The organism is Methylobacterium sp. E-066, assembly GCF_022829635.1.
Taxonomy (GTDB): domain Bacteria; phylum Pseudomonadota; class Alphaproteobacteria; order Rhizobiales; family Beijerinckiaceae; genus Methylobacterium.
Genome location: NZ_JAKSYO010000146.1, coordinates 1 through 13,833 on the forward strand (window position 1 = coordinate 1; position 13,833 = coordinate 13,833).

At 63.1% G+C, this 13,833-nt stretch carries 20 protein-coding genes and 1 pseudogene; 11 read left to right on the forward strand and 10 right to left on the reverse strand.

Going from position 1 to position 13,833, the window contains the following annotated elements; translation table 11 throughout:
- From MKL20_RS20455 to MKL20_RS20465, 3 genes are all read right to left on the reverse strand, one after another.
- A partial coding sequence (locus MKL20_RS20455; RefSeq protein ID WP_244038218.1) for a hypothetical protein occupies positions 1 to 347 on the reverse strand: 347 nt, incomplete at its 3' end.
- A 56-nt stretch (positions 348 to 403) separates the two neighbouring features.
- The gene (locus MKL20_RS20460) at positions 404 to 688 is read right to left on the reverse strand and encodes a hypothetical protein (protein ID WP_244038219.1); all 285 of its coding nucleotides are present in this window, start codon (positions 686 to 688) and stop codon (positions 404 to 406) included.
- A 94-nt stretch (positions 689 to 782) separates the two neighbouring features.
- The gene (locus tag MKL20_RS20465; RefSeq protein ID WP_244038220.1) at positions 783 to 1,079 is read right to left on the reverse strand and encodes a hypothetical protein; all 297 of its coding nucleotides are present in this window, start codon (positions 1,077 to 1,079) and stop codon (positions 783 to 785) included.
- 119 nt (positions 1,080 to 1,198) lie between these two features.
- Between MKL20_RS20465 and MKL20_RS20470 the strand changes: the two genes are divergently transcribed.
- The 6 genes from MKL20_RS20470 (at position 1,199) to MKL20_RS20495 (ending at position 6,826) form a co-directional block, all read left to right on the forward strand.
- The gene (locus MKL20_RS20470; RefSeq protein ID WP_244038221.1) at positions 1,199 to 1,441 is read left to right on the forward strand and encodes a helix-turn-helix domain-containing protein; all 243 of its coding nucleotides are present in this window, start codon (positions 1,199 to 1,201) and stop codon (positions 1,439 to 1,441) included.
- Between the two features lie 295 nt (positions 1,442 to 1,736).
- Positions 1,737 to 2,186 carry a hypothetical protein gene (locus MKL20_RS20475; protein WP_243962785.1) on the forward strand — a complete coding sequence of 150 codons (450 nt, stop codon included), beginning with the start codon at positions 1,737 to 1,739 and terminating at the stop codon, positions 2,184 to 2,186.
- A 140-nt stretch (positions 2,187 to 2,326) separates the two neighbouring features.
- On the forward strand, positions 2,327 to 2,506 hold the full coding sequence (locus tag MKL20_RS20480; protein ID WP_244038222.1) for a hypothetical protein: 180 nt from the start codon (positions 2,327 to 2,329) through the stop codon (positions 2,504 to 2,506).
- 67 nt (positions 2,507 to 2,573) lie between these two features.
- The gene (locus MKL20_RS20485; RefSeq protein ID WP_243962789.1) at positions 2,574 to 2,837 is read left to right on the forward strand and encodes a hypothetical protein; all 264 of its coding nucleotides are present in this window, start codon (positions 2,574 to 2,576) and stop codon (positions 2,835 to 2,837) included.
- Between the two features lie 1,986 nt (positions 2,838 to 4,823).
- Complete coding sequence (locus MKL20_RS20490) at positions 4,824 to 5,372, forward strand: hypothetical protein (protein ID WP_243962790.1); 549 nt, start codon at positions 4,824 to 4,826, stop codon at positions 5,370 to 5,372.
- A 1,310-nt stretch (positions 5,373 to 6,682) separates the two neighbouring features.
- Complete coding sequence (locus MKL20_RS20495; protein ID WP_243961028.1) at positions 6,683 to 6,826, forward strand: hypothetical protein; 144 nt, start codon at positions 6,683 to 6,685, stop codon at positions 6,824 to 6,826.
- Between the two features lie 112 nt (positions 6,827 to 6,938).
- Here MKL20_RS20495 and MKL20_RS20500 read toward each other — a convergent pair whose 3' ends face one another.
- The 5 genes from MKL20_RS20500 to MKL20_RS33035 all read right to left on the reverse strand — a co-directional run bounded on the left by MKL20_RS20500 (position 6,939) and on the right by MKL20_RS33035 (position 9,212).
- Positions 6,939 to 7,811 (reverse strand): MipA/OmpV family protein, encoded by an 873-nt coding sequence (locus tag MKL20_RS20500; protein ID WP_243961065.1) that lies wholly within the window; start codon positions 7,809 to 7,811, stop codon positions 6,939 to 6,941.
- A gap of 221 nt (positions 7,812 to 8,032) precedes the next feature.
- On the reverse strand, positions 8,033 to 8,239 hold the full coding sequence (locus MKL20_RS20505) for a hypothetical protein (RefSeq protein WP_243961030.1): 207 nt from the start codon (positions 8,237 to 8,239) through the stop codon (positions 8,033 to 8,035).
- A gap of 65 nt (positions 8,240 to 8,304) precedes the next feature.
- Positions 8,305 to 8,592, reverse strand: a complete 288-nt coding sequence (locus MKL20_RS20510; protein WP_244038224.1) for a hypothetical protein — start codon at positions 8,590 to 8,592, stop codon at positions 8,305 to 8,307.
- 42 nt (positions 8,593 to 8,634) lie between these two features.
- Entirely contained in the window at positions 8,635 to 8,880 is a 246-nt protein-coding gene (locus tag MKL20_RS20515; protein WP_243961041.1) for a hypothetical protein, read from the reverse strand.
- Between the two features lie 206 nt (positions 8,881 to 9,086).
- Positions 9,087 to 9,212: a hypothetical protein gene (locus MKL20_RS33035; RefSeq protein ID WP_279594891.1), complete on the reverse strand. Its 126-nt coding sequence runs from the start codon at positions 9,210 to 9,212 to the stop codon at positions 9,087 to 9,089.
- A 213-nt stretch (positions 9,213 to 9,425) separates the two neighbouring features.
- Between MKL20_RS33035 and MKL20_RS20520 the strand changes: the two genes are divergently transcribed.
- Complete coding sequence (locus MKL20_RS20520; RefSeq protein WP_243961045.1) at positions 9,426 to 9,773, forward strand: low affinity iron permease family protein; 348 nt, start codon at positions 9,426 to 9,428, stop codon at positions 9,771 to 9,773.
- A 34-nt stretch (positions 9,774 to 9,807) separates the two neighbouring features.
- Here the strand turns inward: MKL20_RS20520 and dnaQ are convergent, their stop codons facing one another.
- Positions 9,808 to 10,515, reverse strand: coding sequence for a DNA polymerase III subunit epsilon (gene dnaQ, locus MKL20_RS20525; RefSeq protein ID WP_244038225.1), 708 nt, complete (start codon positions 10,513 to 10,515; stop codon positions 9,808 to 9,810).
- 271 nt (positions 10,516 to 10,786) lie between these two features.
- On the opposite strand from dnaQ, the pseudogene MKL20_RS20530 reads away from it, so the two are divergent.
- From MKL20_RS20530 to MKL20_RS20545, 4 genes and pseudogenes are all read left to right on the forward strand, one after another.
- A pseudogene (locus MKL20_RS20530) lies at positions 10,787 to 11,464 on the forward strand (recombinase family protein).
- A 92-nt stretch (positions 11,465 to 11,556) separates the two neighbouring features.
- Positions 11,557 to 12,204 carry a ParA family protein gene (locus MKL20_RS20535; RefSeq protein ID WP_244038226.1) on the forward strand — a complete coding sequence of 216 codons (648 nt, stop codon included), beginning with the start codon at positions 11,557 to 11,559 and terminating at the stop codon, positions 12,202 to 12,204.
- Entirely contained in the window at positions 12,204 to 12,623 is a 420-nt protein-coding gene (locus tag MKL20_RS20540; RefSeq protein WP_244038227.1) for a hypothetical protein, read from the forward strand. The genes MKL20_RS20535 and MKL20_RS20540 overlap by 1 nt, the downstream gene beginning before the upstream one ends.
- Positions 12,624 to 12,820: 197 nt before the next feature.
- Positions 12,821 to 13,099 (forward strand): hypothetical protein, encoded by a 279-nt coding sequence (locus tag MKL20_RS20545; RefSeq protein ID WP_243966076.1) that lies wholly within the window; start codon positions 12,821 to 12,823, stop codon positions 13,097 to 13,099.
- Positions 13,100 to 13,227: 128 nt separating this feature from the next.
- On the opposite strand, the gene MKL20_RS20550 is transcribed toward MKL20_RS20545, so the two are convergent.
- Positions 13,228 to 13,446, reverse strand: coding sequence for a hypothetical protein (locus MKL20_RS20550; RefSeq protein ID WP_243966075.1), 219 nt, complete (start codon positions 13,444 to 13,446; stop codon positions 13,228 to 13,230).
- Positions 13,447 to 13,833: the final 387 nt, after the last annotated feature.

The following is a 13,833-nucleotide window of genomic DNA, read 5'->3' on the forward strand; positions in this document are numbered from 1 at the left end:
AGCACCCGAATTTGCTCATCGCGGGTCGCGAACAGCTCCGGCGGGCACGTGACGATGACCGCGTAGACCTGCTGATAGGCGACACCCCATTCCTCCCGCGCCCTCTCCTGAGCGTCGTTCGCCCGTAGCCACCGCTCGCCCAGTGCAACGAGTTCGGCGTCGGGATGTGGCTGCGCGGGGGTCGCCACGATCGGCGCGGAGATCGCCGGCAGGGGTGCAGCGACAGCGAGGGAGCCAGCCACGACGGTGCGGCGGCTCAAGGTGCCACGCAGCTCGGCTGCTCGCTCGCGCAGGCTGGTGCTCGGATCGTGGCGGATGAGTTTCTGGAGGGACGTGCGTAGGGACATCGCGAGATCCTCGGATGAGGTGCGCGGGCGACCGGCCCGCTCGGTTGCGGGCTGGGTCAGAGCAGGGTGGCGAGGCCGGTCAGCACCATGCCGCCGCCGATGATGAAGGCCGCGGCCAGCAGCTCGCCGGCGGCGTCAAGGAAGCGGAGGCTGCGGCTGTGGGCGGTGTCGGGGCGGACCGGGGCGACCGCCTGCCAGGGCTCGATCTCGCCCGGGACCGGCTCGTTCGGCAGGTTCAGGTAGCGGGGATCGACCGGGATCCGGCGGCGGGCGGTGCTGGAGGCGGCCGGGCCGCGGACTGGGACGGGATCGCTAAAATTTGGGATGCGGGCGTGCGTCATCGTTCGGGCTCCGGTGAGGGCTCGTGGGCGTGGGACGGTGGTGAAGGGAGGGGTGCGCCGTGGCGGCGCGGGTCAGGCCGGCGCGGTCAGGGGATCAGTGCGCGGCGGCGGTGCGGGCCATCTTGGCGGCCTGCCAAGCGGCCTTGAGGGCGGTGGACAGGGCGGCGGCGCGGGTGAGGCCGTGGCGCTCCTGCAGGTTGGTCGCGGCGACCGCGGCGGCGGCCATGATCGCCGAGCGGTCGAACTTGCCGGCGACGACGAAGGAGCGGCGATGGAAGCGGGCAAAGCCCTGGCAGAGCGCGCGGGCGCTGAGCAGGCCAGTCGGGATGGCCGGCTTGCTGTCGTGCAGGCTGCGGGAGAGGGTGTTCCAGGAGACGGTGCGGTAGGACATGGTCGTTGCCCGGCTCGTTCGCGCTTCCATCTGGTGCGCTCGTGAGCTAAAATGTGTCACGACCAGTCCCGTGTCAACCGATTTGGTGCTCGGGAGACCAAAAAAGGCTCACGCATTCCATGATGCTTACCGGCGCGCAAATCAGAATGGCCCGCGGGTATCTTCGGCTTTCGGTGCGTGAGTTCGCCGATGCCTCCGGCGTCTCCGCTGCCACTATTAAGCGGATGGAGGAGGTGGACGGAGTGCCGAAGGCGATGGCCGACAACCTCGCGAAGGTTCAGCAGACCTTCGAAGCGGCTGGCGTCGAGTTCACCAACGGCGGCGAGCCCGGCGTGAAACTACGCCGGAAGGACCCCGTATGATCGGACGCCGCCTATCGGCCCTGGGCATCGCCCTTATCTTCGTCGGCTCGACGCGGGCCTTGGAAGCTGCGGGCGTCGAGGACGCCCTGCCGGATTGTCTGGTGGCCGCGGTGGTAGCGACACTGCTCACAACAGCATGGCCGTCAGCATGATCTCCGGCCTGGAGTTCATCCCCAAGAACGGCGGCGGGGCCGGGATCCGGTTCCGGGAGCGGAAGGGGTAAGCGCAGCAATAGGGGATCTTAGCGCTGCTGCGGTACAGACATGGAGTTCTCGCCCTCGGTTAGGAGGCAGATTTGGACGCGGCTTACATCTCGGCGATGTTCGGCCTGGGTGGGGCCACCATTGGAGCGCTGGCGTCGTTCATGACGACGTGGATGACGCACCGAAGCCAGTTCCAGGATAAAATCCGCGAGGCTGAACGGGCGAGGCGCATCGAACTGTTCAACGAGTTCATCACCGAGGCCGTCCGCCTCTACGGCGATGCGCTCAGCCACGAGCGGGACGATGTCGGAGACTTGGTCCTGCTCTACGCCTTACTAGCGAAGATGCAGCTCACTGCATCGCAGGGGACGGTCGATGCAGCTGGGTCTGTTATCGACCGCGTGATCGATACTTATCTCGGGCCCAATCAGAGCCTGCACGAAATCCGCGAGCTTGCACGCGAGGGTAAGCTGAACTTCCTCACGGAGTTCGGGACAGCTTGTCGGGCCGACTTACAGGCGTCCCTCAACGAGATCAGGTAGGCTGTACCGCCGAGCCTCTGAAGGCGAAGGGCTATCTGACATAATGCGATCGCCGCCGTTTGAGCAGGCGTTTGAAGCTAGGCGTTCCTGATACCGCGGCTTAGCATCCTGTCCGGCAAGCTAGGCCGAGAGGATCACCCATGTCCGTTCTCCACCCCAATGTTCGCGGCCACACGGGAACGAGGACGGCCAGATGTATTGCTCGTTTGGAGAATGCGGAGAATGTCAGGATTGAGGTCGAAGCTGAGCAGTATGCGGCCGACGAACGAACGGCGCATCTGAAGGCATTGCGGCTGGCGCGGCAGAAGGCCGTCTCCTGACTGCTCACCGGCCAGGGCGACATGCGGCGACGCGAGGATCCTGCGGGGCGAACTAACGGAGGCAATCATGGCGACCGAGAACCGCGAGCTTGAACACTCCCCGCTCTCCGGGATCGTCACCCGCGATGGCATCTCTGTCGATGTGCAGATCTACCGCTTCGCTGGTCCCGATGAGCCTTGGCAACTGGAGGTCATCGATCACGAGGGTGGATCGACCGTATGGGATTATCGGTTCGCGTCGGACAAACACGCTTACCGAGCCTTCAACGAGGCGGTTGCCCGTGAAGGGATCGGGTCATTTGTCAGCGCTCAGGGGAAGCTGCTGCACTGACCTCCGCCGTCTCGTGGAAGAGGCGCTGAGGTGGGAGCGGTAGTAGGAGGGTCAGCGGATGGCCGGGGATCAAGACGGCTCTGATCGGTCAGCGCGTCCCCTTCCCGAGTGTCTAACCCGGCTGATTGGGCCCACAGGGCCGGCCCCGGAGACGCCGAGTGACGATCGCAAACCTAGCCTGTTCGATCGTGTGTTGTGGTGGCTCAGCGTCGCGATGTTCGGGGCGGTTAGTCTCGTCTTCGGCGCTGCGCTGAAGATAGCTGGGCTTTGGCCGTGAGCCGCATCACCCTCGAAGCCGCCGGCGTCATCTTCATCGAGGAGAGCGGCGAGGGGCCGGGGGTGCGGCTGAGGAAGGCCTAAGGGCCGGTAGGTCGCAGTTCAGACGAATGACGCTGTGGCCTGTGGATCACGCGAAATCTGAATTGAAGAACTGTCAAGTTTTGTACGTAGCCGCCGACCTCAATCTCCGGCCATCAATGGCGATGCTCTATTAGGCCACCGCCATGCCCGCTGACGTCTATGACCGCTTTCACCGCTACCTAGTAATCGCCTTGCTGTGCGTTGAAGGAGCGATGATGGGAGCCGCTTGGCTCTGGGGCGGCCCGTGACGGATCGGCTAATCGGTCAGGGCTACGTGCGTCATCGCGAGGATCCTGAGGGGGCGAACTGATGCCCGTACCAAAAGTTATCGTCGGCGCTCACGAATTTATCGGTTCAGGCTCTTTTCTCCTGCAAATGCACGAGAGAGCGCAGATATTTCCGTTCGATGATAATCTGTATTCTTTTTACTTAAATATTACAATAGATCCTGCGATTACCGATCATGGGGGATGGACCAGCAAAACAGATTTAACTCCAATGGAAATTCATATAACTAGACCTTGGCTCTTTGGATCAAACGTTCTGAGCTATGGGGTTGGGATAGCGCAGTCTGAGAACGAGTTGATCTTTATGGCTCTTAACAGTCATGTGTTTGGAGATATTGATAGCCACGCAATATTTGCTTCGTATACAATTTATAAGCGAAACAAGTAATGGCCTTAGGCCCTTATCGACAACCAGATCCTGACGAGAAGCCTAAATCGAACCTCGTCGATATCGCTCAGGTACGCGCTCAATTTCGCCCGGCCGACCCAGCTGTTTCAACTCCGACTGGAGGCGGGGGTGGCGGCGGCCCACCCCGACGACCCAGTGCTGCCGATCGCAAGTTAGCCGCGCGGCGGCGGAACGAAAGTGTCAAGCTCGTTGCTTCAAGCTTGAGCAGCTTGGGCGTAGGGCTGATCGGGATTGGACTCGTTCAACCCCTCCTGAAAGATGTCGTGCTTCTTATCCGTGAATCGCACTGGGGTTGGGTTGCAATCGGCCTAGCCCTACATGCATTCTCACACTTCATCATCCACACCGAACTGCAGAGGGAGGACTAGGGTCATGCTAATCGAAGTTGCAATCGTCTCCGCTCTCATCGCCGGTGCGGGTTGGGCCTATCTCCGCTACACACGCTGGGCATTCGACCGAAAGTTCGGCAAGGCACGTGACCCAGAGCCGGAGGCTGAGGCCAGGCTCAGCTGAGACTGCCCTCACGCGGCATCTATCGCAGGCGGGCTTCGAGCACGCCATTCCCAATGGCGTCCATGCTCCTAGCCTTCTGCTGAGGCACATTCTCTCGACACCGCCATCCCAGCGGCTATCCTCCCGCCATGCGCACCGCCCTCGCCGCCCTCGCCTTCGTCGTCGCTGCCGATGGGGCGCAGGAGGTTGAATCGGTACGCGATTTGGCCCGCGGTGCAGAGTAGCGCTAGGCAGTTGCCCGGGAGCGGAACGGGGATTTAAGAAACGCGTGGGTAATTTGCACACGGGCCCGCCGCCGGGCGTTTCCGGCAGTTCCGTATGTCGAGCGTTTCCGTGAGTACCATCTCTTCCAGCACAACCTCACAGCTCTATGCGCAGCGACCTTCGCCGCCGCCCCAGGGCTCCGGCAAGGCCAGGATGACCGACACGATCAGCAGCGAGCTGACGACCGGCACGCTGAACAGCACCGATGCCACCGCCCTGACGAGTGCTCTCAGCTCGATCGATACGAGTCTTTCTTCAGGCACGACATCCTCGACGTCGGGCAGTAGTGCCACGAACACCAAGCTCGATCCGTCGGCGATGAAGGATCGGATCGACAGCTTGATCTCAGATCAGGTCAGCAGCGGCAGCCTCACGAGCGACCAAGCTACGGAGCTGAAGAACCTGTTCGCCAGTCACGGCAAATCGACCCAGACTGCCGACGCCACAAGCTCGGATGCCGACTACGTGTCCGGGGCTGGTGGCCCGCCTCCAGGCCATCCGCCCGGACCGCCCCCAGGGACCGATGCCTCCGGGAGTTCAGCCAGCAGCACGTCCTCCAGCGGTTCTTCCGCAAGCGACTTGCTCTCGACCTTTATCCAACAGCTTCAGGCTTCTCAGTCGAGTAGCGCAAGCTACGGGGCAAGCGGCTCGACCGGCACGGGCACCAATGCGTCGGCCCTGCTGTTCGACTTCCAGAGCTGAAGATATAGAGCGGGCGGAAACTCGACCGGCCTCTGCTCGATGCCGCGGAAGGTGCGGCGCACCCCGTTAGGAGCGCGCCGCAAAGTTGGCTCGCGGTCTCAACGTCGAGCCGACGCTCATGGCAAAGCTCAGGCCACGAAAAAGCCCGCGCCAGCGAACCGGGCGGGCTGAGTTCAGGGACGCTCGGTGCGTTACGCCGAGCGACTGTCGCGACCGTACCAGAGTCGCGAACACAGGAAAGGCCGTCGTGATGACAGATCGGGCGGCCTGAATGAGTTGAGAGACGAGAACTACTTCCCGCTCGGTGCGGCGTAGCTGCCAGTCGTCCCGTTGCCGCCGCTGCTTCCGGCCGGTGCACCAGGGGTGGTGTTTCGGACGAAGCTGGCGCCGGGGTACTTCCGCTGTGTCCGCATCATCGAGCGTCGATGCATGCGGTGACGTCTCATCCGAACATTAGTGAGCATATCGGAAGGCGAAGAGACGCCAGCTACAGGGCCAGCCGGCACAGCTGAGGCGGGAAGAGCCAGACCGGCAAAGCCACAACCAGCGAGCGCGGCGAGAACAAACAGTCGCATGGAGTTCCTCCTTGCCTCAGCGCAGGAGGATCGCGTCGGCCTACAAGGAAGCGCTGAAGGCGGCTTTCAGTTCAGTAGCCGCGTTCACCCACGACATTGTCCGATGCAGTTCCGCACTGCGTCCATTGCCGCCCCCCCGGGCGGACAGCGTGGCGATGCAGAAATTTATAGATGCAAACACGACAGACCTCGTCGGCTCGTGATTGCATGAGAAATTATGACTGCGCTAATCATACACTTCTAATTGTTGATCGCCTGCTTGTCCGTCAGGATCGGTCATGTCCTGTATTTAGCGGCTAGACGTATAACGATGAATACAACCCGTGAATAAAAGCGACACACCCAGGGCGTGTACTGATATGCATAATCGTCGTGCTAAGCTCCGGGTCGAAGCTACTATCGAAGGCCGTGTCGCATTCCCGGGGATCGATGCCGAGGTACGCTGCATCGTGACAAACCACTCACCCGCAGGTGCATGCCTCGTCTTCACGCCCGGGCTAGCAGTACCCCGCTACTTCGACCTTGCGATCGGCCAAGAGCCGGTTTCGTCGGGTGTTCGTGTGATCTGGCGTCGCGAGGACTCGGTAGGCGTGGCCTATGCTGCCCCACGGGTGGGGGTACCGGACGTCATTCCGGGCTAGCTTGAAGCTTCACAGTCTAGCCGTTTTCGAAGCGCCTCCTGAAGGGAATGGCGGGGGCGGCCCGCCGGGTATCACGCCGCTTAGAGTACCCCGCGTGTTGAACACCCTGTTGGCTCTATTGGCCGTCGTCGTCGTCATGGCCGCTCACGGCGTGGCCAAGCTGGTGCTTCTGCCGTTCCGGGCATTGCGCGGCCTGTTCCGACACAGTGCCAAGCCGGTGCAGGTCACGGCCCGCTAACCAGATCCCGGCACCCTACGCGGACGCCGGTGAGATCGACGACCTCCCCCGCCAGCCCGTGATCAGATCGGGCGGCGGGGCCGAGCTGGTCCAGCACAGGTACGCCGACCGATTAAAACAAGGCCGGCGTCGTGAACGAGTAGTCGAGCTTTACGCCGAACTGGAACTGATCTGGACTACCAAACGGGCGCCGGACCAGTGGGCTGTCGCCGGATGCACCCAAGATGCGAGTGTAGCCAGCGAAGGCCGTGTACGCCCAAGTCTCGTTTTGCGTGTAGGTCACAGCACCGAGCACGCCCGCCGAGTAGAAGCTTCGCGGGTCATAGGGTGTGACCCGGCCGTTCAGGGCGGCTTCGGCCGGTGACACGCCAAAATACTTCCGGGCAAAGCTGGCATCGCCGATATTGAAGCGTGGGCCGATGGAGAACAAAAGCTTCTCCGTCGGGATCAGATAGTCGGCCGCGACCGAGCCGACCGTGCCGTGATGTCCGTAGACGCCCTGCCGAGCCTCGACGCGGGTGCGGATGAAGGAGACTGGGTAGAACTCGGCGAACACGCCGGGCTCAACTGCAAATCGCGCGTCGCGGAGCCCGAACAGGTGGCGTCGGTCGTCGCCATAGTAGCGGCCAGGTACAATGCGAGCGGTCGGCCCGATGCGAAACACCGGATCATCATAGAGGGACAGACTGAAGCCATCGTCCGGAGCCGAGAAGCGGCGCGGTTCTCCGAGACGACGAATGTCGATGGAGGGATAGCCGACAGGCGTGTAGTCGCTGGCGCCGGGATAACGGGGCACGATCTGTAGCGAGCCGCTGACCGTCACCACCCAAGTGCTTGGATCGACTTGAGTAAAAGTCGGCACTGGACGTGGCAGGACAGCGCTCAGGTCTGCGGCATGGGGCGCAGTCGTACCGCATACGACAAAGACCGCGATTACGCCGAAGAAGGCGCGAAACCGCAGGGTACGATGGGGTGATGATGGCATGGCCACGCTTTATGGCGCCTTTTCATCCCGCCCGCATGCACATGCTGCTCAACTCTCGTCCGAACGGCTCGCAATAGGATCGGCCGTGATGATTTAGCAACGTTCTCCCGAGGCGGATCGCAAGGGTAGCTTCGATCCGATCAATCACCCCTGGGGCTCGGATCGCCACCTCAGTCAGCTTAGTTCGAGAGGATAGACTTTTCGCCGCCGTGCACGGGCTATCAAGTCGGCGCCGGCTCGATCCAGATGAACAGCAGTGTCGCAATCACAAGAAGCGCACCAAATATGTAGGCAGCATGGAAATCTAGGCGGTGCTGAGACGCTTTTCCGATCCCGGACATGATCAGCTTTATCGCCGTGGCGATACTAGCGCCTCCAGAGCCTATGATGAGGGCAAAAAGGATCCAGCCAGCAAGCGTATGGGGCATGGATTGCTCTACTGCAGTCGGCTGAGGCCGTCCATTGGACAATACGTAAACCGCTTACGAGGCTGTTACCGCCACCGCTCCTTCATGCAGGCGAGCACATAGACGGTCCGCATGCACCGCTCCGTCTCGGGCTGGGAGCGCGCGTTGCCCATGCAGGCGTCCATCCCGGAGGAGAGCAGCAGGCGATCGACATCCTTTGCAGTGGCGCAGGTGAAGATCGGCTGGAAGCCTTCGAACCGGCTCACCTGCCAGAAGATGGCGACGACCGACAGCAGGCAGAACGAGCAGACCATCAGCCTGCTGTCGTAGAACCAGTGCCTGCTGTTGGTGGTCATGGTCGTAGGCTCGCTCATCCCTTCACCGGGTGCGCCAGCAGGGTCGCGGTCCGCGGATCATCACGCAGCCAGAGCTAAACCCTCGGTCTGCCCTTCAAGGACGCGAGCGCTTTCGGCGCTGCTACCACCGAACAGATGCCGGTACAGATCCGCCGGGGTCCGCGTCAGACCGTTTCCGTCCGCGATAAACACGTCAGCCATCCCGGCAGCAATTAGGCTCATGCCGTGATCCAGAGCGTTTAGCAGCGAGGCGTGCTGATAGGCGAACCGGCGCGCAGACTCACGGGCAGTGACGGTGAAGCTCACAGATGATGATCCCGATATGATCACGTGGCGCGACTGATTGGACGGCGCCGCTGACCTATGGTTGCAATAGGGAAGAGATTGAAGCGGAGCCGCTGACGAGCGCCGCCTCTCACGCGTCATCGCCAGCGATAAAGACCGTCTGTTGAAGAAATCGTGTTCAACCTGCGGCTGCGGACACACTCGCAAGCAACCGATCGCGCCTGGACCTATTGCATTAAGGAACTGGCCTCGGTCGCGACATCGGCCTGCACGGCATCAACCACGGCGTTGATCTCATCCTCGGAGATCGCGGCGGCCTTGCGCGGGTCGGAGACGGTGGGGGTCGAGGCCATGACCCTGCCCTACCGCGGCCGCTTTTGGGCGCCCATCGCTAGGTAGGTGCCACTCTGATCACTGCGTCAGCCTTTCCCGAAGGCAGTTCCGATGCCGGAAGCACGCCTCACGTCCTCGCTATTTCCGGAACCGCCATAGGCTTCAAGCTCGTTCCTGGCAGGAGGCCGCACGGCTCCGTCGGTCCGGCTACCTAGGACAAGGCTTGGTACTCGATGCTCGACCGGCCAATCGTCGGCCTCGCCGTGTGGCTCTCGAAGCCGACCGGCTTCTTGGTCACCTGCTTCACGGTCGCCGCGGGCCTCGGCTCCGGCGCCCTCCTCAGCTTCAACGACCACTGGGCGCTGGTCTTCAACCTTTTCCTATCGATTGCCGCCATGCTCCTGGCGGGCGTCATCCTCGTGGCTGGGGCCCGAGACACCGCTGCCATCCAGATCAAGCTCGATGAACTCCTCCGAGCTGTCGAGAACGCGGATGATCTGCTGGTCGGGATCGAGGAACGCAGCGCCGAGGAGCTTGAGCTGATCCGGAAGGACAAGGCGCCAACGCCAAGCTCGAACTGAGTGGTCGCCCTTCGTCGGGTGACGAACCCGTCCCTCAGCTATCCGTCTCGCTGATGTAGTCCGCCCAGACCAGCGTCTTGAGCGTGCCGATGAATGCCGCGTGGCGCTCCCGCTCGGCATCGGTGAGCCGGGATTTGAACACGCGCGGCGAGGTCGGCCGGGCGGCATCTGCCGCAGACTGAGCCGGGGTGGACATGACGGGCGCCAGGTCGAAGCCGGTCTGCTTGCCGCCCAGCAGCTCGACGTAGACCTCCGCCAGGATCTGTGCGTCGAGGAGCGCCCCGTGCTTGGTGCGCCGGCTGCGGTCGATGCCGTAGCGGCTGCAGAGAGCGTCGAGGTTGTTGGCGGCGCCCGCGTGCTTGCGCCGGGCGAGGAGGAGCGTGTCGACCACGTCGTCCAGCTTGATCGCGGCCGGCCGGGGCTCGGGCAGGCGGGCATACTCGGCGTTGAGAAAGCCGACGTCGAAGGGCGCGTTGTGGATCACCAGCGTGCCGTCACCGATGAAGGCCAGCAGCTCGGGCACGATGGTGGCAAACAACGGCTTGTCGGCCAGGAAGCCGTCGGACAGGCCGTGCACCGCGAAGGCGTCCGGGTGAACCGCCTTCTGCGGGTTGCAGTAGCGGTGGAAGGTCCGGCCGGTCTGCATGTGGTTGATCAGCTCGACGCAGCCGACCTCGATGATGCGCTCGACCTTGGGGTCCGTGCTGGTGGTCTCGGTGTCGAGGACGATCTCGCGCGTCATGCCACCTTGCTCTTCCGGTGTGCCTGCTGCCCCTCGAAAGCCGTTCGCACACGATCGTCAAGGATTTCGATCGTCGGCATCAGCCGGGCGGCCATATCATCACGGCTCGCCCGGCCTCGCGCACTCCCGACCGCGTCCGCGGCGGATCTTCCTGAAATGGGTTCGCGCTGAGCCACAGGAAAGCCTCGGTGTATCTCCGGCGCTCTCGCGCTCGGGTGTTTCATCCGGTTGAACGTCCGTTCGATCAGATAGAACACCCCGCAAAATCCGCATGGCCCACGCTTTCGTGTCCTACCTCCGGGTCTCGACGGAACGATAGGGCCGATCCGGACTCGGGCTGGAAGCACAGCGGCGGGCCGTAGCCGACTTCCTCGCAGGCGGCTCCTGGCGCCACGTGGCCGAACTGGTCGAGGTCGAGAGCGGATCCCGGGACAACCGCCCTCGCCTCTCGGAAGCCATGGCCCTCTGTCGGCTGCACGGCGCCACCTTGGTCATCGCCAAGCTCGACCGGCTGTCACGCGACGCGGCGTTCCTCCTAAACCTGCAAAAGGCCGGCGTCCGGTTCGTAGCGGCCGACATGCCTGAAGCGAATGAGCTCGTGGTCGGCATCATGGCGGTGGTCGCCCAAGCCGAGCGCAAGATGATCTCCACCCGGACTAAGGCCGCGCTGGAGGCGGCGAAGGCCCGGGGCGTGCGCTTGGGCAAGCCGGAGAACCTGTCGAACCGAGAGGGCGGCCAGGTGCGCAGCCGGGCACGACAGGCGCAGCGGGCGGGGGAGCGTGCCCTGGATCTCGCCCCGGTCATCGCCACCGTGCGGGCCGAGGGTGCCGTGTCGCTACGCCAGATCGCGGCAGCGCTGAATGCCCGCGGCATCCCGGCTGCCCGAGGAGGGGTGTGGTCAGCCGCTCAGGTGCACAAGGTTCTGGCCGGGATCGAGATCCACGGTTAGGCTCGCATTAACCGCAAGCTGCCCGAGTGATGGCGGCCAGAAAGAAACTGTCTTGCGGACAGATAGCGGCTATCAGGCGGACAGGTTGCTGCATGGCGAAGTTGATTGGGCTGGCATCGACGAAGGGCGGCGTCGGCAAGACGTCGATCGCACTCAATCTCGCGGCCGTGCTGACGCGGGGCGGTGCGAAGGTCGTAGTTCTAGATGCCGACCCGGCCGGCCATGCCGTCGCGGTGGGCGAGATGGGCCTGCTACCCTTCCCGGTCTCGGTGCAGCTCCTTGAGGAGGTTGAGGCCAAGGCGGTGGCAGCCTGGACAAAAGCTGTGCGAGCACAGGATGCCGACTTCGTAGTGATCGATGCGCCTGGTGCACTGGGTGCCGCATTCGGCGCAGTCGTGGCGATCGTCGATCTTGCGTTGATCCCCGTCGGCGCCTCCATGCTGGATATTCGCGGCGCGGCCGAGACGGTCGGGATCGTGCGGCGTCACCGGAAAGCGGGCGGGCGAGGGCGGCCGGACATCCTCGTGGTCCCGTCGCGCGTCGATCGGCGAACGGGGTCAGGCCGGGATGTCGTCGGTACGCTGGCCGGCCTGACTGAACCGGTGGCACCACCGATTACCCTGAAAGCAATTGTGGCCGATGCCTTGTCCGCGGGGGAAGCTGTGCCTGCCGAGTCCCCGTCTGGTCTGGAGTTCGCGGCGCTCGCTGCTGCGGTTCGTGCTCGCCTGGAGTCCCTGTAATGGCTACCAAGCCCCGCAATAAAGCCGCCATGGATGCCGAAGCGGTCGCCCGCATGATGGCTGCTCAGGATCAGGATGACGAGCTAGAGGCGCCCGCCGAAGCCTCACTGCCACCGCCTGGCCCGGTACAGCCTGAGGTCGTGCCGTCTCCGTCTACCGCGCTGGAAGCTATGCCCGCCGCACCGGCCGACGTGCCTACCGTACCGGTGGCCGTGCCTACCGGGCATCCGCCGGCAGAAGCGCCCGCGTTCGACCCGGGCAAGGTCGACGGCCGCACCCTACGACGGACCGGTCGGGAGCCGTTCGCCACCAGGATCAAGCCGGAGGCCCACGAGGCGCTGCGCCGGATCGCCTACCATCGCCGGATCACCATCGCGGAAGCGCTGGAGATGGCGGTCGAGGCCTTCGATAGAGGCTAGAAATCTGGCCCCATGATTGGCGCTAGATAGTCGCAAGATTGCTACATGACGCCGGTCAGATATCGTATTTTTGCATCTGACGGCCCGGATCATGGATTAGTCAGGCCACCGGGATCCGCGCACGGTCGTCGGCTACATCCGGCGGGCGAACACCTTCAAGGGGCATTCGGGGAGCGGGTTCCTGTAGGGGGCTACTGATGCGCAGCGATCAGATCAGCGCCGCCGGCATCATCGCGGAGAACGTCGTTTTAGCGCTGGAGCGGCTGGATAGCGACAGCCTCGCGACGCTGACCCGGGGCGCGGCGATCGCTGGTCTCATGCGAGAGTTGGTGGCGGTGATGCCAACGCGGTTCAACGGCGTGCTGACAGCCGCCTGCAATCGATACCTCGCCACCCTGCCAGATCAGGGGTGGGCCGGACCGCGCGTCGAGACGGTCAGCATGGTCGACGGGTCAGTGACGATGCGAAGTGATTAGCCGCCATCATAGGCCTCAACACCACAGGATAGTGATCGCCAGGAACGTCACTTCGAACGCTAGCATCACGCCGATGAGGGCTTTGGCGTCTCGGTCGTCGAGCGCCCGATCCTCGCGCTCGTTGTCGGTCATGTTCGAGCCAGACCGGCGCGGCCAGAATAGGTGAACACCATGCGCCCTGTAGCGTCGGTGACAGTGGCGACACGGGGCCGGTCGGGCTTGCCACTGTCGACTTCGTAGGCCGCGATCTTAGCCGCGTCGGCCTCATCCTTCGCGTAATAGATCCGTGGGGCGCTTCGCGGCACTCCGGTCTTACCGATGCGATCAATCTTGACGCGGTATGTCATGCCCGGCGCTCCAGATTGAACGCCTGCGCTTGCTCCTCGGATAGGAGGAACGTTAGGTCGGCGCAGGCGCCGCCAAGGCCGATGGCCTTCGACGTTGACACGTCAACTTTGCATAGGTCTCCAACGAGAAGAAATAAATTCTGCTGATTTTTGAAGAACCGTCCGAAAATTACCTTAATTGATTTGTTGATTAACTTGATCCGATAATTGGCGTAGCAAAACATTGTTGCGACGTGCGCGGCAATCGGAGGCTGTGCCGATGCTCACACCCTAAGCCACGCTCAGGGGTCAGCCGGCGGCTATGATTATCGCCGCCGGTCGAGCCCCTGTACCTGCGCAGTTTCAAGACCAAGATAGGAGCCGGATTTACGCTCTCTCCTTAGGCCT